Annotated in this window: 19 protein-coding genes; 8 read left to right on the top strand and 11 right to left on the bottom strand. The window is 73.7% G+C overall.

What is annotated here, in order from left to right:
• Positions 1 to 25 precede the first annotated feature (25 nt).
• Both ACIQVD_RS16920 and ACIQVD_RS16915 read left to right on the top strand, forming a co-directional pair.
• Complete coding sequence (locus tag ACIQVD_RS16920) at positions 26 to 346, top strand: hypothetical protein (RefSeq protein ID WP_400682918.1); 321 nt, start codon at positions 26 to 28, stop codon at positions 344 to 346.
• 35 nt (positions 347 to 381) lie between these two features.
• Complete coding sequence (locus tag ACIQVD_RS16915; protein ID WP_400682921.1) at positions 382 to 1,089, top strand: hypothetical protein; 708 nt, start codon at positions 382 to 384, stop codon at positions 1,087 to 1,089.
• A gap of 59 nt (positions 1,090 to 1,148) precedes the next feature.
• Here the strand turns inward: ACIQVD_RS16915 and ACIQVD_RS16910 are convergent, their stop codons facing one another.
• From ACIQVD_RS16910 to ACIQVD_RS16890, 5 genes are all read right to left on the bottom strand, one after another.
• Positions 1,149 to 2,318 (bottom strand): pyridoxal phosphate-dependent aminotransferase, encoded by a 1,170-nt coding sequence (locus ACIQVD_RS16910; RefSeq protein WP_402289839.1) that lies wholly within the window; start codon positions 2,316 to 2,318, stop codon positions 1,149 to 1,151.
• Between the two features lie 67 nt (positions 2,319 to 2,385).
• On the bottom strand, positions 2,386 to 3,699 hold the full coding sequence (locus ACIQVD_RS16905; protein ID WP_402289836.1) for a DUF4419 domain-containing protein: 1,314 nt from the start codon (positions 3,697 to 3,699) through the stop codon (positions 2,386 to 2,388).
• Positions 3,700 to 3,817: 118 nt separating this feature from the next.
• Complete coding sequence (locus ACIQVD_RS16900; protein WP_400682929.1) at positions 3,818 to 4,381, bottom strand: YbjN domain-containing protein; 564 nt, start codon at positions 4,379 to 4,381, stop codon at positions 3,818 to 3,820.
• A 191-nt stretch (positions 4,382 to 4,572) separates the two neighbouring features.
• Positions 4,573 to 7,176 (bottom strand): ATP-dependent chaperone ClpB, encoded by a 2,604-nt coding sequence (gene clpB / locus ACIQVD_RS16895; protein WP_111556894.1) that lies wholly within the window; start codon positions 7,174 to 7,176, stop codon positions 4,573 to 4,575.
• 136 nt (positions 7,177 to 7,312) lie between these two features.
• Positions 7,313 to 8,242 (bottom strand): LysR family transcriptional regulator, encoded by a 930-nt coding sequence (locus ACIQVD_RS16890; protein WP_400682935.1) that lies wholly within the window; start codon positions 8,240 to 8,242, stop codon positions 7,313 to 7,315.
• A 70-nt stretch (positions 8,243 to 8,312) separates the two neighbouring features.
• Between ACIQVD_RS16890 and ACIQVD_RS16885 the strand changes: the two genes are divergently transcribed.
• The 5 genes from ACIQVD_RS16885 (at position 8,313) to ACIQVD_RS16865 (ending at position 14,436) form a co-directional block, all read left to right on the top strand.
• Positions 8,313 to 9,413 (top strand): C4-dicarboxylate ABC transporter, encoded by a 1,101-nt coding sequence (locus ACIQVD_RS16885; RefSeq protein WP_402289832.1) that lies wholly within the window; start codon positions 8,313 to 8,315, stop codon positions 9,411 to 9,413.
• A gap of 786 nt (positions 9,414 to 10,199) precedes the next feature.
• A complete protein-coding gene (locus ACIQVD_RS16880) occupies positions 10,200 to 11,327 on the top strand; it encodes a LuxR family transcriptional regulator (RefSeq protein ID WP_400682940.1) in 1,128 nt (375 codons plus the stop codon).
• Positions 11,320 to 12,312, top strand: a complete 993-nt coding sequence (locus ACIQVD_RS16875) for a LuxR C-terminal-related transcriptional regulator (RefSeq protein ID WP_400682943.1) — start codon at positions 11,320 to 11,322, stop codon at positions 12,310 to 12,312. The genes ACIQVD_RS16880 and ACIQVD_RS16875 overlap by 8 nt, the downstream gene beginning before the upstream one ends.
• 144 nt (positions 12,313 to 12,456) lie before the next feature.
• Positions 12,457 to 13,449, top strand: coding sequence for a LuxR family transcriptional regulator (locus ACIQVD_RS16870; RefSeq protein ID WP_402289829.1), 993 nt, complete (start codon positions 12,457 to 12,459; stop codon positions 13,447 to 13,449).
• Between the two features lie 15 nt (positions 13,450 to 13,464).
• Complete coding sequence (locus ACIQVD_RS16865; protein WP_400682947.1) at positions 13,465 to 14,436, top strand: LuxR C-terminal-related transcriptional regulator; 972 nt, start codon at positions 13,465 to 13,467, stop codon at positions 14,434 to 14,436.
• A gap of 54 nt (positions 14,437 to 14,490) precedes the next feature.
• Here ACIQVD_RS16865 and ACIQVD_RS16860 read toward each other — a convergent pair whose 3' ends face one another.
• Complete coding sequence (locus ACIQVD_RS16860; protein WP_157852057.1) at positions 14,491 to 15,099, bottom strand: hypothetical protein; 609 nt, start codon at positions 15,097 to 15,099, stop codon at positions 14,491 to 14,493.
• A gap of 405 nt (positions 15,100 to 15,504) precedes the next feature.
• Here ACIQVD_RS16860 and ACIQVD_RS16855 point away from each other — a divergent pair, with 405 nt between their 5' ends.
• A complete protein-coding gene (locus tag ACIQVD_RS16855; RefSeq protein WP_159073132.1) occupies positions 15,505 to 15,660 on the top strand; it encodes a hypothetical protein in 156 nt (51 codons plus the stop codon).
• A 26-nt stretch (positions 15,661 to 15,686) separates the two neighbouring features.
• Here ACIQVD_RS16855 and ACIQVD_RS16850 read toward each other — a convergent pair whose 3' ends face one another.
• The 5 genes from ACIQVD_RS16850 to dnaK all read right to left on the bottom strand — a co-directional run bounded on the left by ACIQVD_RS16850 (position 15,687) and on the right by dnaK (position 21,149).
• Complete coding sequence (locus ACIQVD_RS16850) at positions 15,687 to 16,688, bottom strand: hypothetical protein (RefSeq protein WP_146616632.1); 1,002 nt, start codon at positions 16,686 to 16,688, stop codon at positions 15,687 to 15,689.
• Between the two features lie 207 nt (positions 16,689 to 16,895).
• The gene (locus ACIQVD_RS16845; protein ID WP_400682951.1) at positions 16,896 to 17,420 is read right to left on the bottom strand and encodes a heat shock protein transcriptional repressor HspR; all 525 of its coding nucleotides are present in this window, start codon (positions 17,418 to 17,420) and stop codon (positions 16,896 to 16,898) included.
• Positions 17,421 to 17,427: 7 nt separating this feature from the next.
• Positions 17,428 to 18,576, bottom strand: a complete 1,149-nt coding sequence (gene dnaJ / locus ACIQVD_RS16840; protein ID WP_100837297.1) for a molecular chaperone DnaJ — start codon at positions 18,574 to 18,576, stop codon at positions 17,428 to 17,430.
• Between the two features lie 138 nt (positions 18,577 to 18,714).
• Positions 18,715 to 19,305: a nucleotide exchange factor GrpE gene (gene grpE / locus ACIQVD_RS16835; RefSeq protein WP_400682955.1), complete on the bottom strand. Its 591-nt coding sequence runs from the start codon at positions 19,303 to 19,305 to the stop codon at positions 18,715 to 18,717.
• A complete protein-coding gene (dnaK, locus tag ACIQVD_RS16830; protein WP_402289823.1) occupies positions 19,302 to 21,149 on the bottom strand; it encodes a molecular chaperone DnaK in 1,848 nt (615 codons plus the stop codon). The genes grpE and dnaK overlap by 4 nt, the downstream gene beginning before the upstream one ends.
• Positions 21,150 to 21,163: the final 14 nt, after the last annotated feature.

Genomic DNA, 21,163 nt, shown 5'->3' with positions numbered 1-21,163 from the left:
CACCAGTGGAATGCGGTGAATTCTGATGGGCTGGACGGCTTGGGAGATTCCCGGCTGGCACGAGGACGAGCGGCTCCGCGAGTTCTACCGGAACGCCTTCCACCCGGAACTGATCGACGACATCGCGGTGTACCGCGATTCGGCGCGCGACGGCAGCCCGTACGCGGCCCGGCTGCGCACGAGCCTCGACTACCTCCTGGAACGACGGCCCGCGTCGATCAAGGAGTGGTGGAGCCTCACCCGGTACTCGTTCCAGTCGGAGGACGAGCTCTACGCATTCCTCGCGGACGTCCACGCGTATTTCTACGGTGACCGCACCGAACCGCCGATCGCTCCCGCCCCCTGACTCCCCGACGGGCCGAAAGAAGGAGTCCTGTCCCCATGCCGCTCCGTGACGAGCTGCCGCCCCGCACCGGTCCGTGGGCGAGCCGCTTCGACTCCGAGGAATCACTGGTCCAGGCCGAGGACGCGCTCCGCGCGACGGCCCTGGCCACCCACGACCTTTCCCCGATCCTGCCGTTCGAGGCCGTTTACGGTCCTTTCCTGAACTGCGCGGGAAAGGCCACGGCATTCGCCATCGACCCGCAGGAGCCCTACGGCCCCGACGGGGAGATCAACTACGTCCGCGCCGACTTCCTGACGCTCGGCCTGCTGTACGGCGTCTACCGCCCGGCCGCGGGCACCGGCCCGGCCGGGCCGGTGGAGGAGGACGACCTGTGGAACACCACGGTCTACCCCTACCCCGGCGGGCGGATCGACCCGACCGAGGTCGACCTGGCCGAACTGGGTCTGGACGTACCGGGGGTGGACCGCCGCTTCGTGCACTTCTGCGCCGGAGCACTGGGAGTGGAGGCCGTCGACGACCTCGGCGAACTGCGCGAGACCTTCGACGCGGCGTGGCCGGACTACCGGGAGGTGATCCGGGCCGGCCTGCTGCACCTGGTCAGGAACCGCCCGCTGACGGTCGGCCAGTGGTACGCGCTGACCTACGTCCCGTTCCCGGACGAGCGGGAACTGACGGCCTACCTCGGGCAGCTCTACGCGTACCTCTTCGACGGCTTCGACGCGATGCCCCTCGCCCCGGCCTGAGCTCGCCGGGGCGACCTCGGGGGCCGCGGGCGGACCCGGAGCGCCGCCCGGCGCGGCCCTCAGCGCCCGCGCAGGCCGGACAGCCTCTCGACCGCCGCTTCGAGCACCTCCACCCGCTTGCAGAAGGCGAACCGGACCTGGGCGCGCCCGGCCTCGACGTCGTCGTAGAAGACGGCGTTCGGGATGGCCACCACCCCGCAGCGCTCGGGCAGGGCCCGGCAGAACTCGATGCCGTCCTTCTCGCCCAGCGGAGTGATGTCGGTGGTGACGAAGTACGTGCCCTGCGGCTCGAAGACCCGGAACCCGGCCGCGGCGAGCCCCCGGGCGAGCAGGTCGCGCTTGCGGTGCAGGTCGGCGCGGAAGTCCGCGTAGTAGCCGTCGGGCAGCCGCAGGGCCTCGGCGACGGCGTACTGGAACGGGCCCGCCGAGACGTAGGTGAGGTACTGCTTGGCGGTGCGGACGGCGGAGACCAGGGCGGGCGTGCCGGTCACCCAGCCGACCTTCCAGCCGGTGAAGGAGAAGGTCTTGCCGGCCGAGGAGATCGCCACGGTGCGTTCGCGCATGCCGGGCAGGGCGGCCAGCGGGTGGTGGGCGCCGGTGAAGACCAGGTGCTCGTAGACCTCGTCGGTGACCACCAACAGGTCGTGTTCGAGGGCGAGTTCGGCGATCCCGGCCAGTTCCCCGGGGGTGAGCACGGTGCCGGTCGGGTTGTGCGGGGTGTTGATGAGCAGCAGCCGGGTGCGCGGGGTGATCAGCGCCCGCAGCTCGTCCAGGTCGGGCCGGAAGGCCGGGGCGCGCAGGGTGAGCGGGACGCGGACGGCGCCCGCCATCGCGATGCAGGCGGCGTAGGAGTCGTAGAACGGCTCGAAGGCGATCACCTCGTCGCCCGGCTCCAGCAGCGCGAGCATGGCGGCGGCGATCGCCTCGGTGGCCCCGGCGGTCACCAGCACCTCGGTGTCCGGGTCGTACGCCAGCCCGTAGAACCGCTCCTGGTGCTCCGCGACCGCCTGCCGCAGCTCGGGCACGCCCGGCCCCGGCGGGTACTGGTTGCCGTGGCCCTCCCGCAGCGCCCGGACGGCGGCCTCCCGGACCTCCTCGGGCCCGTCGGTGTCCGGGAAGCCCTGCCCGAGGTTGATCGAGCCGGTGGCGGCGGCCAGCGCGGACATCTCGGCGAAGATCGTGGTCCCCATGCCTGCCAGCCGGCGGTTCAGCAGCGGCCTGGTGCTCATCGGTGGCTCCTCACAGACGGTGGTCGGGCCCCATCATCCAGGGGCCCGCGGCGGACGCCAAGGGCCCTCAGCCCGGGAGCGCCCGGAGGGCCTCGGCGAGGCCGGTGCCGGTGGGGCGGACGGCCACGAACCCGGGGGAGAGGTGGTGGGCCGGGTACCAGAGCCCGTCGGCCTCCAGCAGCGCGGGGCGGACGCCGGCGTCCGGGCCGCCGAAGAGCAGGGCGCGGGTGACCGGCAGCGGCCGGCCCTCGGCGGTGCGGCCGGCCACCTCGCCGCCCGGGTGCAGGGAGACCTCGGCGCGGCCGGTGACCGCCCGGACGTCGTCGAGGGTCCAGTCGGCGGGCAGCGCCGGGGCGGTGAGCTCCAGGACGGCGAAGCCGAGCCGGGGCCGGGCCCACTCGCCGTCGCGTTCGACGCCCAGCACGCCGCCGGCGAAGGCCATCCGGTGCGGGACGCCCAGCAGCTCCCACTCGAACGGGACGAGGGACAGGTGGGCGGGGAAGTGCCCGTCCTCGATCCGGTCGGCGACGGCCGGGGCGGGGCCCGCGGCGTCGTAGCGGTGGGCGAAGAACCGGGTGATCCACCCGGTGACCGACGAGCCGCCGGAGGAGGACCTCCACTTGTAGACCGAGCTCCAGAACTCCCGGTCGACCGGCCCGCCCGCCGCGGTGGCGGCGAGCTGCGTCAGCACCGGCCGCAGCCCGCGCAGCCACGGCCGCAGGCCCTCGAACCACTCCTCCAGGCCGCGCACCCGGTCGGCCAGCAGCCGCCAGTCCCCGGCGGTGCCCTCCAGCCGGATCCGGGGGATGCCGCACAGGCTGACCCAGCGGAAGTCGTAGTACGGGCTGACCACGTCCATCAGCGCGACCAGGGCGGCGCAGGCGTCGGCGGGCCCGGTGGTGGAGAAGGCGGGCCGGAACAGGTCCGCGACGTCCGCGCCGATCCGCTCCCGCAGCGGCTGCTCGACCAGGTGCAGCGAGCGCTGCCAGTCGGCGCCGCCGGTCAGCGCGTCGTCCCGGACGGTGATGGTCCCCCGCTCGCCCGGGGTGTCGGTGAACACCCCGGCGTAGGTGTCGCTGTTCAGCCGGACGTGCGTGGCGACCTCGTGCACCACCGCGTACCAGAGCACGTCGGGGGAGAGGCTCAGCGGCAGGTGCGCGCTGAAGCACAGGTGCAGCGCGCGCAGCAGCAGGCTGGCGGCGGAGTCGTCCGGCGGGGCCGCCGGGTCGCCGAGCAGCCGGTCGGTGGAGCGGTGGTGGACGGCGTACGGCTCGCGGACGGCGGCCCGCAGGAAGGCGTCGTTGCCGATCTCCCCGAGCCGGCCGGCGAGCCGGGCCGCCGCGGGGTCCTCGGCGAGCGGCAGGGTGATCTCGACGGCCATCGCGGCCTCCCGGAGGCGTGCGCGGGGGCGGGCCCCCGGCGGGGGTGGGCGGTCGTGCGGACGGGCCCGCCGCCCGGGTGGGGGTGGCGGGCCCGTCCGGGGCGCTGCGGGGAGGGGGTCAGGCCTCGTCGGCCGGGCCGTCCTCGGGGGCGGCGTCGCCGTCGGCGTCCTTGGCCTGGTCGCCGAGCTGCTCGACCATCCACTGCTCGAAGCCGACCGCGGCCTGGGTCCAGTTGGCGGTGGTGCCGACGAAGTACTCCAGGTTGACGCCGTTGCCGACGATCATCTGGGACTCACCGATCAGCCGGACCACGCCGTCGTCGTGGGTGTGGGTGTAGACCTTGGGCCACAGGGTCTCGCGGTTCCACTCGTCGATCAGGGCGAGGATCTCGGGCTTCTGCTCCAGCGGGAACGGGCGGTCGTAGAACGCGCGGACCGCGAACAGCTCCTTGTGGTCGCCGCGGAACATGTAGTAGACGCGGAAGTTCTCCCAGGGGGCGGTGAGGTCGCCCTCCTCGTCCACCACGTGCTTGAGCTGCATCTGGTCGAGCAGCTGGGCGACCAGGTCCTGGTTCGGGACGATCACCGGCGGCGGCCCGGCCGGAGCGCCACCGGGCTGGCCGCCGCCCTGCGGCGGCTGCGGCAGGCCGAAGGACGGGATGGACGACGGGTCGATGCTCACGGGGATGTCCCTTTCACGGTGCACGGTCGGCTGCCGATGGGGGGCCGCCTCTCCTGGTCTCCATCCTGCCTCATTCGGGGCCCGCGGCACAGGGTGCACTCCGCCGCGTGATCATGTCCCCGCCGACCGCGGCGCGGCCGGTGCGGGCCGGTGGGCGGGGCCCGGGCGGGGCCCCGCCCACCGACGGGGCGTCACTTCTCCAGCGAGGCGCGCGGACCGACGCTGAGCCGGTCGGAGGAACCGTCGTGGTCGACCACCACCGTCTCGCCGTCGTGCACCCGGCCGGAGAGGATCTCCTTGGCCAGCTGGTCGCCGATCGCGGACTGCACCAGCCGGCGCAGCGGCCGGGCGCCGTACGCCGGGTCGTAGCCGGTGAGCGAGAGCCAGTCCCGGGCGGCCGGGGTGACGTCCAGGGTGAGCCGGCGCTCGTGCAGCCGGCGGGCCAGCGCGGCGACCTGGAGGTCGACGATCCGGCTGAGCTCCTCGGTGCCCAGCGGGTCGAACACCACGATGTCGTCCAGCCGGTTCAGGAACTCCGGCTTGAAGGACTGCCGCACCGTCTCCAGCACCAGCTCCTTCTTGCGCTCCTCGGGCGTGGCCGGGTTGACCAGGTACTGGGAGCCGAGGTTGGAGGTGAGGATCAGGATGGCGTTGCGGAAGTCCACCGTGCGGCCCTGGCCGTCGGTGAGGCGGCCGTCGTCCAGCACCTGGAGCAGCACGTCGAACACCTCGGGGTGGGCCTTCTCCACCTCGTCCAGCAGGACCACGCTGTACGGGCGGCGGCGGACCGCCTCGGTGAGCTGGCCGCCCTCCTCGTAGCCGACGTACCCGGGCGGGGCGCCGACCAGGCGGGAGACCGAGTGCTTCTCGCCGTACTCGCTCATGTCGATCCGGACCATGGCGCGCTCGTCGTCGAAGAGGAAGTCCGCCAGGGCCTTGGCCAGCTCGGTCTTGCCGACGCCGGTCGGGCCGAGGAAGAGGAACGAGCCGGTCGGGCGGTCCGGGTCGGCGATGCCGGAGCGGGTGCGGCGCACCGCGTCGGAGACGGCGCGGACGGCCTCGTGCTGGCCGATCAGGCGGCGGCCCAGCTCCTCCTCCATCCGCAGCAGCTTGGCGCTCTCGCCCTCCAGCAGCCGGCCGGCCGGGATGCCCGTCCAGGACGCGACCACGTCCGCCACGTCGTCCGGGCCGACCTGCTCCTTGACCATGCTGGTGTTCGGCTCGTCCGCCGCGCGGTCCTGCGCCTCGGTCAACTCCCGCTCGGCGGCCGGGATCTCGGCGTACATCAGCTTGGAGGCGCGCTCGAAGTCGCCGTCGCGCTGGGCGCGGTCCAGGCTGCCGCGCAGGTCGTCCAGGCGCTCCTTGAGCTCGCCGACCCGGTTGAGCGACTTCTTCTCCTGCTCCCAGCGGGCGTTGAGGGTGCTCAGCTGCTCCTGCTTGTCCGCGAGGTCGCGCCGGAGCCGGCCGAGCCGCTCGACCGAGGCCGGGTCGGACTCCTTCTCCAGCGCCAGCTCCTCCATCCGCAGCCGGTCGACCGCGCGCTGCAGCTCGTCGATCTCCACCGGGGAGGAGTCGATCTCCATCCGCAGCCGGGAGGCGGCCTCGTCCACCAGGTCGATCGCCTTGTCGGGCAGGAAGCGGGCGGTGATGTACCGGTTGGACAGCGTCGCCGCGGCGACCAGCGCGGCGTCGGTGATCTCCACCTTGTGGTGCGCCTCGTAGCGGCCCTTGAGGCCGCGCAGGATCGCGATGGTGTCCTCGACGCTGGGCTCGCCGACCATCACCTGCTGGAAGCGGCGCTCCAGGGCCGGGTCCTTCTCGATCCGCTCGCGGTACTCGTCCAGCGTGGTGGCGCCGACCATGCGCAGCTCGCCGCGGGCCAGCATCGGCTTGAGCATGTTGCCCGCGTCCATCGAGGAGTCGCCGCCGGCGCCCGCGCCGACCATGGTGTGCAGCTCGTCGATGAAGGTGACCACCTGGCCGTCGGAGGCCTTGATGTCGTTCAGGACGGCCTTCAGCCGCTCCTCGAACTCGCCGCGGAACTTCGCGCCCGCGACCATCGCCGCCAGGTCGAGCGCGACCAGGCGCTTGCCGCGCAGCGACTCCGGCACGTCGCCCGCGACGATCCGCTGAGCCAGGCCCTCGACCACCGCGGTCTTGCCGACGCCGGGCTCGCCGATCAGCACCGGGTTGTTCTTGGTCCGCCGGGAGAGCACCTGCACCACCCGGCGGATCTCCTGGTCGCGGCCGATCACCGGGTCGAGCTTGCCGTCCCGCGCGGCCTGCGTCAGGTCGGAGCCGTACTTCTCCAGGGCCTTGTAGGTGCCTTCCGGGTCCGGCGAGGTGACCCGGGCGCTGCCCCGGACCTCCTTGAACGCGGCCAGCAGCGCCTGCGCCGTCGCGCCCTGCTGCCGGAGCGGCTCGGCGGCCTGCCCGCCCTCGGCGGCCAGGCCGACCAGCAGGTGCTCGGTGGAGACGTACTGGTCGTCCAGGTCGGCGGCGCGCCGGCCGGCCTCCTCCAGCACGGCCAGGGTGTCGCGCGCGAGGTTCGGCGCGGCGACCGTGGAGCCCTGGGCGGCCGGGAGCGCGGCGGCCTGCTGGCGGGCGGCGGCGGCGACCCGCCCCGCGTCCGCCCCGACGGCCTCCAGCAGCGGACGGGCCAGGCCCTCCGGCTGGTCGAGCAGGGCCAGCAGGACGTGCACCGGCTTGACGTCCGGGTTCCCCGCGGCGCTGGCCTGCCGGATGGCGGAGGACAGGGCCTCCTGCGTCTTGCTGGTGAACTTACTGGCGTCCACTGCGGGCATACCCCTCTCGTCTCGGGACTGGTACGAGTCTGCTGATTACAGCATGCACTAAGTTGAGCGTATTCCGCTCAGGTTTTACGAAGGGTTTCCGCTCAGCCCGTTCGGGCGGACGGTCCGGCTGCTCCGCTCAGCCCCTCCGGACGGCCCGGCCCGGCCCCGGCGCCCGGGTCAGCCCCAGCAGCTCGCGGGCCGGCCCGGCCGGGCGCTGGCCGGCCGGCCAGACCGCGCGCAGCGGGCGCTGCAGCTCCAGCCCGGCCAGCGGCACGGCGACCAGCCGGCGGGTGGCCAGCTCCTCGGTCACCGCCAGCTCGCTCAGGCAGACCGGGCCCGCGCCGGTCATCGCGGCCGCCTTCAGCGCCGTCGAGGAGGCCAGCTCCAGCCGGGGCGCGGCCGGGCCGCCGTACGGGGCCAGCGCCTCCTCCAGCACCTCCCGGGTGCCGGAGCCGACCTCGCGCAGCACCAGCGGGGTGGCCGCCAGTTCGGCGCCGGTGACCGGGGTGCGGCGGCGGGCCCAGCGGTGCTCGGGGGAGACCACCACCACCAGCCGGTCGGCGGCCACCACCGCGCCGGACAGGCCGGGCGGGGTGGAGGTGCCCTCGACGAAGCCCAGGTCGGCCTCGCCGGCCAGCACCTGGGCGGCGACGTCGTGCGAGTTCGCGGTGCGCAGCGTGACGGCGGTGCCCGGGATGGCCTCGTTCAGGGCCAGCAGCCAGCCCGGCATCAGGTACTCGGCGACGGTCAGGCTGGCCACCACCCGCAGCCGGGCGTCCCGGCGGCCGCGCAGCGCGTCGATCCCGGCGTCCAGCGCCTGGGCGGCCTCGACCACCTGCCGGGCCCACTCGACCACCAGCCGGCCCGCCTCGGTGGGCCGGGAGCCGCGCGGCGAGCGCTCCAGCAGCGGCACCCCGATCTGCCGTTCCATGCCCTTGATCCGGGCGCTGGCGGCGGGCTGGCTGACGCCCAGTTCGGCGGCGGCCCGCCCGACGCTGCCCAGCCGGGCCACGGCGAGCAGCAGCTCCAGGGCGCCGAGTTCCGGGACGTGCGGGGAGAGAGCCATAGGCCCAGGCTATGTCCTCATAGCGGGCGGCTCGCTACCGCCGTCCCGCCCGCGCGGGGACGGTGGAGTCATGGCAACCCTCCTCGCGCCGCGCACCATCCTGCGCACCCCCGACCTGTCCCGGCTCGGACCCCACTGGTACGCCGCCGTGATGGGCACCGCGATCACCGGCAACGCCGCCGCCGCGCTGCCGCTGGACGTCCCCGGCCGCACCGCCTTCGCCGAGGCGGTCTGGACGCTCTCGCTGCTGATGCTGGCCGCCCTGCTGGCCGGCCGCGCCGTCCACCTGACCCGGCACCGCGAGCAGGCCCGGCACACCCTGCTGGCCGACCCGTCCGCCGCCGTCTTCTACGGCTGCCCGCCGATGGCCCTGCTGGCCGTCGGCTACGGCGCGCTCACCGTCGGCGGCCCGGTGCTCGGCGAGCCGGCCGCGCTCGCGCTGGACGTGCTGCTGTGGACGGCGGGCACTGCGTACGCGCTGGCGGTGGCCGCCGGGCTGCCGTACCTGATGGTCACCCGGCACCGGCTGTCCGCGCTGGAGGCCAACCCGACCTGGCTGCTGCCGGTGGTCGCGCCGATGGTGTCCGCGGCGCTCGGCCCCGCGCTGGTGCCGCACCTGCCCGCGGGGGCGGCTCGGCAGGCGCTGCTGTACGGGTGCGTGGCGATGTTCGGGGCCAGCCTGCTGGCCACCCTGGCGCTGCTGCCGGTGGTCCTCGGCGGACTGCTGCACAGCAAGCTGCCCGCCTTGGTGCTCACCCCGTCGCTGTTCCTGGTGCTCGGGCCGCTGGGCCAGTCCACCACCGCCGTCCACCAGTTCGCCGACGCGCTGCCGCTCGCGCTGCCCGGCGCGGGCCCCGGCGCCGGGGCGGCGGCCCGCGCGCTGGCCGAGGTGTACGGCGTCACGGTGACGGGGTTCGCGCTGCTCTGGCTGGCGGTGGCGCTCGCCGCGAACCTGCGGGCCCTGCGGGCCGGGATGCCGTTCGCGATGACCTGGTGGGCCTTCACCTTCCCGGTCGGCACCCTGGTCACCGGCACCACCGCGCTGGCCCGGCACACCGGGTTCGGCGGATTCACCGCCCTCGCCGCCGGGCTCTACCTGCTGCTGCTCGCCGCCTGGGCGGTGGCGCTGGCGCGGACCGCGGCCGGCCTGCGGGCGGGCCGCCTGCTCTGAGGCCCGCCGGGGCCGCCGCGGGCGGCCGCGGGCGGCCGCGGGCGGCCGCGGGCGGCCGGAGCGACGGCCGGAGCGACGGCCGGGCGGGACGTTCGGGCCCGGCCGATATTCGGCGCAGTGGATTCCGGATCGGTGGGTTCGGCGGAGGATTGCCGAATTCCCGTTCCGGGCAGTGACATTCCGCCCGGCCGCGACGCCCCCGGTCAGGGCCCTCTCCCCCTTTTTCGAATGCCTGTTCGGAAGAGGGGGGGCAATGCGGGGAAAGCGTCATTCCGGGCACCGGGCCGGGACGTTTGCTGCATGTTCCTGCACTTGCGGGAACCTGCAGCCGGAGAGCACTTGTTCGGAGTGCGTCCCGCTGTGAGGGTGTAGACACGCCAAGTCGTCCGGGGCAGCCGCAGCCCGAGTCGGCGACTTGCTCTTCGCGTGGGGGCGACAGGTGCGTTCGCATCTGCGCAACGGGGGGGAAGAGCACCGGCCGGGACGCCACGTGTGGTGGTGGCTGCCCGACCGGCTCGGCGAGGCGTTGCTGCTCCGCCTCGCCGAAGCGCCATGACGCTGGCGTGACACGAGCGGGTCCTCCGGGGTCCGGGTGCCGACGGCACCCGGCCCGGGGGGCGCGCCCGGCCCGCGGGGGTGACTCCCGCCGTCGAGCCCGACGGCCCTCTGGGATCATCATCCGCAAACGGAGGAACACGGCAGGGAGTGCTCGACGTGGCAGCGGACCACCCGAAGTCCGATCCGGACACCGACCGGTCCGGCGCACCCGTGACGTCGGCCCCACCCGTGACCCCCGGTGTCCCCGGCACGCCGGACGGCCCGTCCCTCGGTGACCCGGCCTGCGGCGACGCCTCCCTCGACGGCCCGTCCCCCGACCTCCCGCCCCCCGGCGACCACTCCCCCGGCGGCCTGTCCTTCGGCCCCCCGTTCGACCCGGACGCCGGACTGCCCGAGGAGGACGCCACCCGGCTCTACCTGGCCGTCCTCGCCGCCGGCGGCCGCATCCCGCTGGACGCGCCGCCCCCGCTCGGCACCGACCTCACCCCCGAGCGCCAACAGGCCCTGCTGGAGCAGCTGGTGGCGATCGGCCTGATGCTGCCCAACCGGATCGACGGCTGCTACGTCGCGGTCAGCCCGCGGGCCGTCGCCGAACGCCTCGGCGCCGACCTGCGCTCCCGCGCCACCCGCCTGCTGCTCGACGCCGGCCGGCTGCCCGCCGCGCTCGACCCGCTCGCCCGCGCCTACGACGCCGTCCCCCGGCCCGCCGACCGGACCAGGCAGGCCGTCTACATCGACGGCCAGGAGGGCATCCGGCTGCGGATCGCCCAACTGGTCTCGGACTGCCGCCTCGAACTGCTCAGTGCCCAGCCCGGGCTCCGCCCGCCCGCCGTCCTCGAACTCGCCCACACCCAGGACCGGCGGATGCTCAGCCGGGGCGCCACCCTGCGCGCCCTCTACCAGCCCGTCGCGCTCACCGAGGACAGCGCCGTCCGGCACGCCACCACGATGACCGAGCACGGCGCCCAACTGCGCGTCCTGGACGAGCCGTTCCTCCGGTTGATCGTCATCGACCGGCGGATCGCCGTGATCCCCGCCGCCGAGGACCACAGCCGCGCCGCGTTCGTCGAGGACCCCGCCGCGATCGCCTACCTGGTGGCCGGCTTCGAACGCGACTGGGCCCGCGCCGAGCAGGTCCACTGGCACGGCCTCGACAGCCGCACCCTCACCCGCGCCATCACCGAACGGGTCGGCCGCCTGCTCGCCCAGGGCCTCACCCAGCGCGCCGTCGCCACCCGCCTGGGCCTGTCCGAGCGCACCGTCGCCGGGCACATCTCCCGCCTGCGCGACCTGCACGGGGCCGGCACCCTGTTCCAGCTCGGCTGGCTGATGAGAGGCGGCGGCGGACGTGGCTGACCCGACCCCCGCCACCGCCCCCGCCGCCTCGGCCTGCGGGCCGATCGACGCGCAGGCGTGGCGCCTCTACCTGGACGTCCTGGAAGCCGGCGGCCGGGTCGCCGCCGACGCCCTCCCCGCCCCGCAGCGGCCCGCCCTCGCCGGGCTGCTGCGCACCGGCCTGCTGATGCTGGACGGCCACGACGGCTCCTACCTCGCCGTCAACCCCCGCTTCGTGGCCGACACCCTCGGCACCGAGATGAACGCCGAGGCCACCCGCCTGCTCAACCGGGCCGAACGCCTGGCCGCCGACCTCGAACCGCTGATCGCCGCCTACGACAGCGTGCCCCGCCCGGCCGGGCCCGTCCCCGCCGACCTCCAGATCACCGGACGCGAGCACATCCGCCAGCGGATCGCCCAACTCGGCTCCGCCTGCCGGGAGGAGGCCCTGACCTCGCAGCCCGGACAGCCGCTGCCCGCCGCCCTGGAACTGTCCCTGCGCCAGGAACTGCCGGTCCTGCGCCGCGGCTGCCGCATCCTCACCCTCTACCAGCCGACCGTGCTCACCGAGCCCGCCGTGATCCGCTACGCCGCCACCGTCACCAGGGCCGGCGGCGAGGTCCGGCTGCTCGACGAGCCCTTCCAGCGCGCCCTGGTCTTCGACCGGGCCACCGCCGTGGTGCCCGCCGCCGAGGACTTCTCCCGGGCCGCGGTGCTCTCCGACCCCGCCACCGTGGGCATGATCGTCGCCAACTTCGAACGCGACTGGGCCCGCGCCGAACGCGTCCCCTGGCACAGCCTCCTGGACAGCGACCCCACCCGGACCGCCTCCGCCCAGGTCGGCCGCCTGCTGGCCGCCGGCCTGACCCAGAAGGCGATCGCCTCCCGCCTGGGCCTGTCCGAGCGCACCGTCGCCGGCCACATCTCCCGCCTGCGCGACCTGCACGGCGCCGAGACGCTCTTCCAACTCGGCTGGCTGATGCGGCGGGAGAAGCCAGGTGCCTGACACCCCGCCGCCCCGGCCCGGACCCGCCCCCCTCCCCGCGCGGCTGCTCGCCCTCGGGCCGCCGGTCCAGCACGATGGGAGCGAGCGGCCCACCGCCGTCGACCCGCGCACCGCCACCGGCCGGCCGGTGCGGGAGGGAACGAGGTGAACCCCCTGCTGAGCGACGCCGAACGCGCCCTGTACCGCGAAGTCCTCGCCCGGGGCGGCCGGATGATGTTCCGCGAGGCGGCGCGGCTGGACGCGGACGCCGTGCACCGCCTGGTCGAGTTCGGACTGCTGGTGCACCACGCCGTCGACGAGTCGCTGACCGCCGTCAGCCCGCGCACCGCCGTCGGCCGGCTCGGCGCCCGGATGCGGGCCGAGGGGGCCGGGCTGCTGCTGCGGGCCGAGGAGACGCCCGCGCTGCTCGAACCGCTCAGCCTGGCCTACGAGTCGGCGCTCGGCCGGGACGACCGCTCCAGCGTGGTGCACCACGTCCGGGACGTGGAGCAGATCCGGCACGGCATCCTCCAGGTCGAGTCCGAGACGCGCGAGGAGATCCTGGCCGCCCAGCCCGGCGGCGCCCGGCCGCGGCAGTTCCTGCAGCAGTCCCTCGAACTCACCCGGACCCACCTGGACGCCGGCATCGCCCTGCGCACCCTCTACGCGCCCGGCGCGCTCGCCGACCCGCCCACCGCCTCCTACGCGGCCGACGTCACCGACCTAGGCGAACGCATCCGGGTCCTGGACGAGCCGTTCACCCGGCTGCTGGTCTTCGACCGCAAGGTGGCCGTCATCCCGGCCGCCGCCGACCACTCCAGCGCCGCCTTCGTCGAGGACCCGGCCCTGGTCGCCCTGCTGGTCGAGCGCTTCGAGCGCGACTGGGCCCGCGCCGCGACCGTCGACTGGCACGCCGCCGCCGGCCGCCCGCGCGGGACGGGCGTGCCGCCCGAACTCACCGACCTGCTGGCCGCGGGCCTGACCCAGCGGGCGATCGCCTCCCGGCTGGGGCTCTCGGAGCGGACGGTGGCCGGGCACATCGCCCGGCTGCGGGAGTTCTACGATGCGGAGACCCTGTTCCAGCTGGGCTGGCAGCTGCGCGGGGCGTCCGGACGACCCGCCGCGCCGCCGGGGGCAGCGCCCCGTGCGGACGGCTGAGAAGGAGCGGGACCCGTGAGCGAGGCGAACCCGGTCGCCCTGCCGAGCGAGGCGGAGCGGCGGCTCTACCAGCAGGTCCTGGACCAGGGCGGGCGGGTGGCGTTCCGCGAGGCGGTCGAGCAGGACCCGGCCGGGGTGCTGCGGCTGCTGGAGCTCGGGCTGCTGGTGCACGACGCCGCCGCGCAGGTGCTGACGGCGGCCGACCCGCGGGCGGTCGGCGACCGGATCAGCGCCCGACTGCGCGCCGAGGGCACCCGGATGCTGCTGCGCGCGGAGGAGCTGCCCGCGCTGCTGGAGGACCTCACCCACGCCTACGACGCGACCCCGCGCCGGGCCGACCGCTCCAGCGTGGTGCAGCACGTCGAGCGGACCGAGCAGATCCGGCAGCGCGTCCGACGGCTGGCGGACGGGGCGCGCGAGGAGGAGCTGGCCCTGCACCCCGGCGGGGCCGGGTCGACCCCCCTGCTGGACCGGTCGCCGGAGCGCACCCGCCGCTTCCTGGAGCGCGGGGCGGCCGTCCGCACCGTCCACGAGCCGGCCGCGCTGCTGGACGGGCCGACGGTGCGCTGGGCGGAGAGGGTGACCGGCTGGGGCGGCCGGTTCCGCACCTTGAGCGAACCGTTCAGCAGGCTGCTGGTCTTCGACCGCCGGATCGCCGTCGTCCCGGCGTCGGTCGACGACTCCAGTGCCGCCTTCATCGAGGACCCGGCGGTGGTCGCGTTCCTGGTCGCCGCCTTCGAGCGGGACTGGGAGCGGGCCGAGCGGGTCCAGTGGCGCTCCGCCGAGCACGGGGGCGCGGACGAGAGCGCGGTGCCGGTCCACGAGCAGGTGGGCCGGCTGCTCGCCCAGGGCCTGACCCAGAAGGCCGTCGCCTCCCGGCTGGGCCTCGGCGAGCGGACCGTCGCCGCGCACATCTCCCGGCTGCGCGAACTCCACGGCGCGGAGACCCTCTTCCAGCTGGGCTGGCGGATGCGGGGAGCCGGGTGACCGGGGGAGCGGACGGGCGGGCGGGCGGGCCGGTGGCGCGGGGCGGACGGGCCGTCAGCCGGTGGCGATCTCCGGGGACCAGAAGCCGTACGGGCCGGCGTGCTCGCGGCGCGGCCGCGGGAACTGGTCGCCGGGCGCGGTCCAGAAGCCGCCGCGCAGCGACAGCGCCATCCCGGCCCAGTCCAGCGCGGTCTCCACGGTGTGGTGCAGCGCCTCCTGCGACCAGGTGTCGTCGAAGACCAGCGGCAGCACCGGCGAGACCTGCTCGATGGTGGCGATCAGCGGGTTGTGCGTGATCGCCTCGTCCACCAGCAGCACGATCGGCTTGCGCAGCGCCGACGCCCACCCGAGCTCCAGGCTCACCCCGGCCGACAGCGGGGCGCCCACGTACGCAAAGACCAGGTCCGCGCTCTGCATCGCCCGGAAGTCCGACGGCACCCGCTGCTCCGGCGCCCGTCCGGCCACCGTCCACGCGTCGCTGTGGTGCGCGCTGTACACCGCGGCCCCGCTGTCCAGCAGCGTGCTGCGCAGCGTGGTCAGCCTGGTCCGGCTGGCCAGCGTCACCACACTGTCCGCCGGGCCGGTCAGCCGCATCAGCGGCGCGGCCAGGAACACGCGTGCGCGGCGCCCCTCGGCGCGGTGTTGCAGGTGGTGCTCACTCATGTCGACTCCGGGTGTGGTGATTCGGCCGTCGGGTCCGATGCCCCCTGTCCGTCGGAACGGCGGTTGAGGACCCGGAGATTGCCGCACTCCGGGTTCGGCGGCCGGTGCGGTGGACGCGCTGGATTGTGCTACTGCGGTTACGACTAGCTGATCGTCCATCGCCGGGTGTCAACGAGTCCACTGGCGCACGGTGGCATCTGGCTGCCTGGCGGATAGATGACACCTCGGGCCGCGGCCCCCGTTCGTGCGCGCCGACATGCACATTTCAGCGACCGATCCCCGGCATGTTGAGGGGGGTGGGGTGACGTGAGGGCGGTTGATGGGGAATCATATGTCGGAAATTGGTGCGGCCATCGTTCGAGCGGGCGATGCTCGCGATGGATTTGTCCCGAAAGGAGTGATGTTGTGCTGAAGGTCCGTCGTATCCTGATCGCGGCTGTTCTGCTGGGCATCACTGTGTTTCTCGGAGCCGGCCCGGCGAGCGCGGACTCCTACTGGAGCGCCTCCGAGACCACTGTGGTGCAGAAGGCCCTCGTGGCGGACATGGACAGCCACTGGTAGGCCCCGGCGTCGAGGGGCCGCCGAGCTCAGCCCGTCGGCCCCTCGGCCTGTGCGATCTTCCACCCGAGCTGGAAGAGCGTCTCCACCCCGTACTCCTCGCGCATTTCGGCGATGTGGCGGGCGAGGGTGCGCTCGCTGAGGCCGATGCGCCGGGCGATCGTGCGGTGCGCGATGCCCTCCAGCATCATGCGGACGATTTGCTTGCGCATGCTGGACACCACCTGCGGCGGTATTTCGTGGCCGCCGGTGAAGGGGATGGCCCGCTCCCACTGACTGTGGAAGACGCCCACGATGTAGTCGATGACGGCGTCGTCCCGGACGAAGGCCGCGCGGTCCCGGTTCTGCTCGTCGCCGACGGTTATCACGGCGACCTTCCGGTCGATCACGATCAGCTTGGCGAAGGCCTCGTCCAGTGTTCTCACCTGGCAACCTTCTTGGGTCACCGCCTGGACGTAGCTGATCGTCGGGTTCGAATAGCGGGCGCTCGGCTGGTAGATGGTCCTGATCGTCCCGCCGCGTTCCACGAATTCCATATCGCGGGCGATCGCTATCTTCAGGGCGTCCTCGCCGCGGCCGCCGCCGGGTTGTGCCGTGAGCATTTCATTCGACGCGCTGGCCATGATCGCCGCCAGGTTTTCGTTGATGTTCCCCCGGCCCTGGACGTATTCGATGGCGCCGCCGGATTCGGGGTGCGCGATGTAGGCCAGGTACTCCTGGTGGAGTTCCTGCAGGGCCTGGGTGGTCGCCATCGAGCGGTGCAGGATTCTGGTGGCTTCCAGCTGGAAGCCCAGTGACAATGCCTCGGCCAGCTGCTGGGGGTCCTTCACCGCGTACGTCCCGGCCGGGCCCACCTCGGGCTGCAGGAGTCCGACGTCCAGCAGTTCGTGCAGCGCGGGGTCGTCCCGGTCGGCGGGGAGGGCGTGGCGCCCGGTCAGCTTCCCGCCGCTCTGCACGGCCCGGGTGTAGAGGGCCCGGGCCTCGGGGGAAAGGCCAGGGGCTGCGGCGGGGTTCCTCCGCTCAGTGCTCATGTCCATGACTCCTTGCCTGAGCTGGGGCCTTTGGTGGATCCGGCGCGTGCCCTCCGGCCCGCATCATAGAGCGAAGGTCTCCCGATCCCCCTCGGATTACCGGACTGCGGACAGGCGGGCGGCGCTCCGGAAAAGAACTCTGACAGGACGCGGAAGCCGCCGGCACCCCCCGAACGGGAGGGGTGTCGGCGGCTCGGTGCCGGACGCTCAGCGCTTGGGCCGCCAGACCACCAGCGCGCTGGACTGCTGGACCTGCTGGTAGGGGACCAGGTCGCGCCGGTAGGAGGCGTGCACGGCGGCCTCGCGCTGCTGGAGGGTGGCGGCGGCGCCCTCCAGGGCGTCGACCAGTTCGGTGACGCGGGACTGCAGGGCGGCGACCTGGTTCTCCAGCTCGATGATCCGCTTGATCCCGGCCAGGTTGATGCCCTCGTCCTGGGAGAGCCGCTGGACCTCGCGCAGCTGCTGGATGTCCCGGGCGGAGTAGCGGCGGCCGCGGCCGGCGGTGCGGTCGGGGCTGACCAGGCCGAGGCGGTCGTACTGGCGGAGGGTCTGCGGGTGCAGCCCGGAGAGTTCGGCGGCGACCGAGATGACGTAGACCGGGGTGTCCTCGGTGAGCACGTACGGCGGGGCGGCGGCGCGGGGGCGACCGCCGCCGGGCAGGCCCTCGCCCAGGCCGGGGCCGGGGCCGATCCGGCCGGTGCCGTCGCGGCTGCTGTCGGGATGGGGACTCATCGGGGTCTCACGCTCCCTCCGCCGCCTTGAACAGGGCGGCTCGCGGGTCGTCCGAGGCGGTGGCCTCGCGGTACTGCTCCAGTGCGGTCAGCGCGTCTCCGTCGACGTGCTTGGGCACCGAGACCTCCACGGTGACCAGCAGGTCGCCGCGGGTGCCGTCCTTGCGGGTGGCGCCCTTGCCCCGGGCCCGCATGGTCAGGCCGTTGGCGCTGCCGGGCGGCAGCTTGAGCTTCACGGCCGGACCGTTCAGGGTCGGCACCTCGATGGTGCCGCCCAGCGCGGCTTCGGGGAAGCTCACCGGCACGGTCACCGTGAGGTTGTCGCCCTTGCGCCCGAACACCGGGTGCGGGTCGACGTGCACCGTGACGTACAGGTCTCCGGGCTGGCCGCCGCGCTCGCCCTGGGCGCCCTTGCCCTTGAGCCGGATCCGCTGGCCGTCCTGCACCCCGGCCGGGATGCGCACCTGCATGGTCCGGGCCGAGGAGGCCCGGCCGCTGCCGTGGCAGACGGTGCACGGGTCGTCGACGATCATGCCGCGGCCCTTGCAGTCCCGGCAGGGCTCGGAGAGCGCGAAGGCGCCCTGGCCCCGGCTGACGGTGCCCGCGCCGACGCAGGTCGGGCAGACCCGCGGGGTGGTGCCGGCCTTGGCGCCCGTCCCGGCGCAGGCGCGGCAGGCGGCCTGGGAGGTCATCCGCAGCGGCACCGTCGCGCCGTCCACGGCCTCCTCGAAGTTCAGCGTGACCTCGGTCTCGACGTCGGCCCCGCGGCGCGGCTGGGCGGTCTGCCGACCGCCGCGGTTGAACAGGCCGCCGAACACGTCGCCGATCCCGCCGCCGCCCGAGCCGCTCCCGCCGTTGAAGAGGTCGCCGAAGTCGAAGCCCCCGGCCGCGCCCGCCCCGCCGGGCCGGAAGCCGCCGCCCGCGAACAGCGAGCGGGCCTCGTCGTACTCCTTGCGGCGCTTCTCGTCGGAGAGCACGTCGTACGCCTCGGAGATGTCCTTGAAGCGCTCCTCGGCCTTGGCGTCGCCCTTGTTCGCGTCCGGGTGGAACTCGCGGGCCAGCTTGCGGTACGTCTTCTTGATCTCTGCGGCGGTGGCGTCCTTGGGCACGCCGAGGACCTTGTAGTAGTCCTTCTCCACGTAGTCCTTAGCGCTCATGGCCTTTGACCGCCACCTCCCGGAATCCCGAAGTTCTGTTGCCTGCCGGCACCGCGCGGTGCGGTGCCGTGATACGGCGCTGCGGAGCCGGCCGTCGTACTGGACGACGTACGACTCCGCAGCGCACGGGGACTCTACTCAGCTGTCGGACGGGCCGTCAGCCTGGTCGCCGTCCGGCTCGCCGGTGGTCTGGGTGCCCGGCTGGGGCTCCGCGACCGCGACCATCGCCGGGCGGATGATCCGCTCGCCGATCCGGTACCCGGGCTGGAGGATCTGCACGCAGGTGTCCTCCGTCACGTCCGACGAGTAACTGTGCATCAGCGCCTCGTGGATGGTCGGGTCGAAGGGCTCGCCCTCCTTGCCGAACTGCTGCAGCCCGAGCTTGGCGACGACCGTCTCCAGCGACTCGGCGACCGACTTGAAGCCGCCCGTCACCTCGCCGTGCTCGCGGGCCCGGCCGATGTCGTCCAGCACCGGGATCAGCGACTCCAGGATGCTGGAGACCGCGATCTCCCGGACGGTGGCCCGGTCGCGCTCGACCCGCTTGCGGTAGTTCTGGTACTCGGCCTGGAGCCGCTGCAGGTCGGCGGTGCGCTCGCCGGCCTCGCGCTTGGCGGCGGCCAGTTCGTCGGCACCCGCACCCGCGACGGCCTCCTCGGCTGCCTTGAGCACGGCCTCCTCGGCGGCGGAGTCGTCGCCGGGCTGCTCGCCCTGCGGCTTCTCCGTCATGCCGCACCGCCCTTGGGCTTCTCGTCGTCGACGATCTCGGCGTCGACCACGTCGTCCTCCTTCGGGCCCGCCTCGCCGGCCCCGGCCGCGCCGGCCGCCGCGCCCGCGCCGTCGGCCTGCGCGTACAGCGCCGCGCCGAGCTTCTGGGCGGTGGTGGAGACCTTCTCGGTGGCGGTGCGGATGGCCGCGACGTCCTCGCCCTTGAGGGTCTCCTTGAGCTCGCCGATGGCGGTCTCGACCTCGGTCTTGACGTCCGCCGGGAGCTTGTCCGCGTTGTCCGCGATGAACTTCTCGGTCGAGTAGACGAGCTGCTCGCCCTGGTTGCGGGTCTCGACGGCCTCGCGGCGCTTGGTGTCCTCCTCCGCGTAGCGCTCGGCCTCCTCGCGCATGCGGTTGACCTCGTCCTTCGGCAGCGAGGAGCCGCCGGTGACGGTCATCTTCTGCTCCTTGCCGGTGCCGAGGTCCTTCGCGGCCACGTGCATGATGCCGTTGGCGTCGATGTCGAAGGTGACCTCGATCTGCGGCAGGCCGCGCGGGGCCGGCGGCAGGCCGGTCAGCTCGAACATGCCGAGCTTCTTGTTGTACGCCGCGATCTCGCGCTCGCCCTGGTAGACCTGGATCTGCACGGAGGGCTGGTTGTCCTCGGCGGTGGTGAAGATCTCGGAGCGCTTGGTCGGGATCGTGGTGTTGCGCTCGATCAGCTTGGTCATGATGCCGCCCTTGGTCTCGATGCCGAGGGACAGCGGGGTGACGTCGAGCAGCAGGACGTCCTTGACCTCGCCCTTGAGGACACCGGCCTGCAGGGAGGCGCCGATGGCGACGACCTCGTCCGGGTTGACGCCCTTGTTGGCGTCCTTGCCGCCGGTCAGCTCCTTGACGAGCTCGGCGACGGCCGGCATGCGGGTCGAGCCGCCGACCAGGACCACGTGGTCGATCTCGGACAGCTGGATGCCGGCGTCCTTGATCACGTTGTGGAACGGGACCTTGCAGCGGTCCAGCAGGTCCGAGGTGAGCTGCTGGAACTGCGAGCGGGTGAGCTTCTCGTCCAGGTGCAGCGGGCCCTCGGCGGAGGCCGTGATGTAGGGCAGATTGATCGAGGTCTCGGAGGACGAGGACAGCTCGATCTTGGCCTTCTCGGCGGCCTCGCGCAGGCGCTGGACGGCCATCTTGTCCTTGGACAGGTCGACGCCGTGGCCGGACTGGAAGACCTTCACCAGGTGGTCGACGACCCGCTGGTCCCAGTCGTCGCCGCCGAGGTGGTTGTCGCCGTTGGTGGCCTTGACCTCGACCACGCCGTCGCCGATCTCCAGCAGCGAGACGTCGAAGGTGCCGCCGCCGAGGTCGAAGACCAGGATGGTCTGGTCGTCCTTGTCCAGGCCGTAGGCCAGGGCGGCGGCGGTCGGCTCGTTGACGATGCGCAGGACGTTCAGGCCCGCGATCTCGCCGGCCTCCTTGGTGGCCTGGCGCTCGGAGTCGTTGAAGTAGGCCGGGACGGTGATGACGGCGTCGGTGACCGTCTCGCCCAGGTAGGCCTCGGCGTCCCGCTTGAGCTTCTGCAGGACGAAGGCGGAGATCTGCTGCGGCGTGAAGTCCTTGCCGTCGATGCCGATCTTCCAGTCGGTGCCCATGTGGCGCTTCACCGAGCGGATGGTGCGGTCGACGTTGGTGACCGCCTGCCGCTTGGCGACCTCGCCGACGAGCACCTCGCCGTTCTTGGCGAAGGCGACGACGGACGGCGTGGTCCGAGCGCCCTCGGCGTTGGTGATGACCGTGGGCTCACCGCCCTCAAGAACACTGACGACGGAGTTCGTCGTACCGAGGTCGATGCCGACCGCGCGTGCCATCGTGAATACCTCCG

It is taken from the genome of Kitasatospora sp. NPDC090308 (genome assembly GCF_044769485.1).
GTDB lineage: Bacteria > Actinomycetota > Actinomycetes > Streptomycetales > Streptomycetaceae > Kitasatospora > Kitasatospora fiedleri.
Note: the sequence above shows the minus strand (reverse complement) of the source record. Positions and strands in the feature narration are given on the sequence as shown.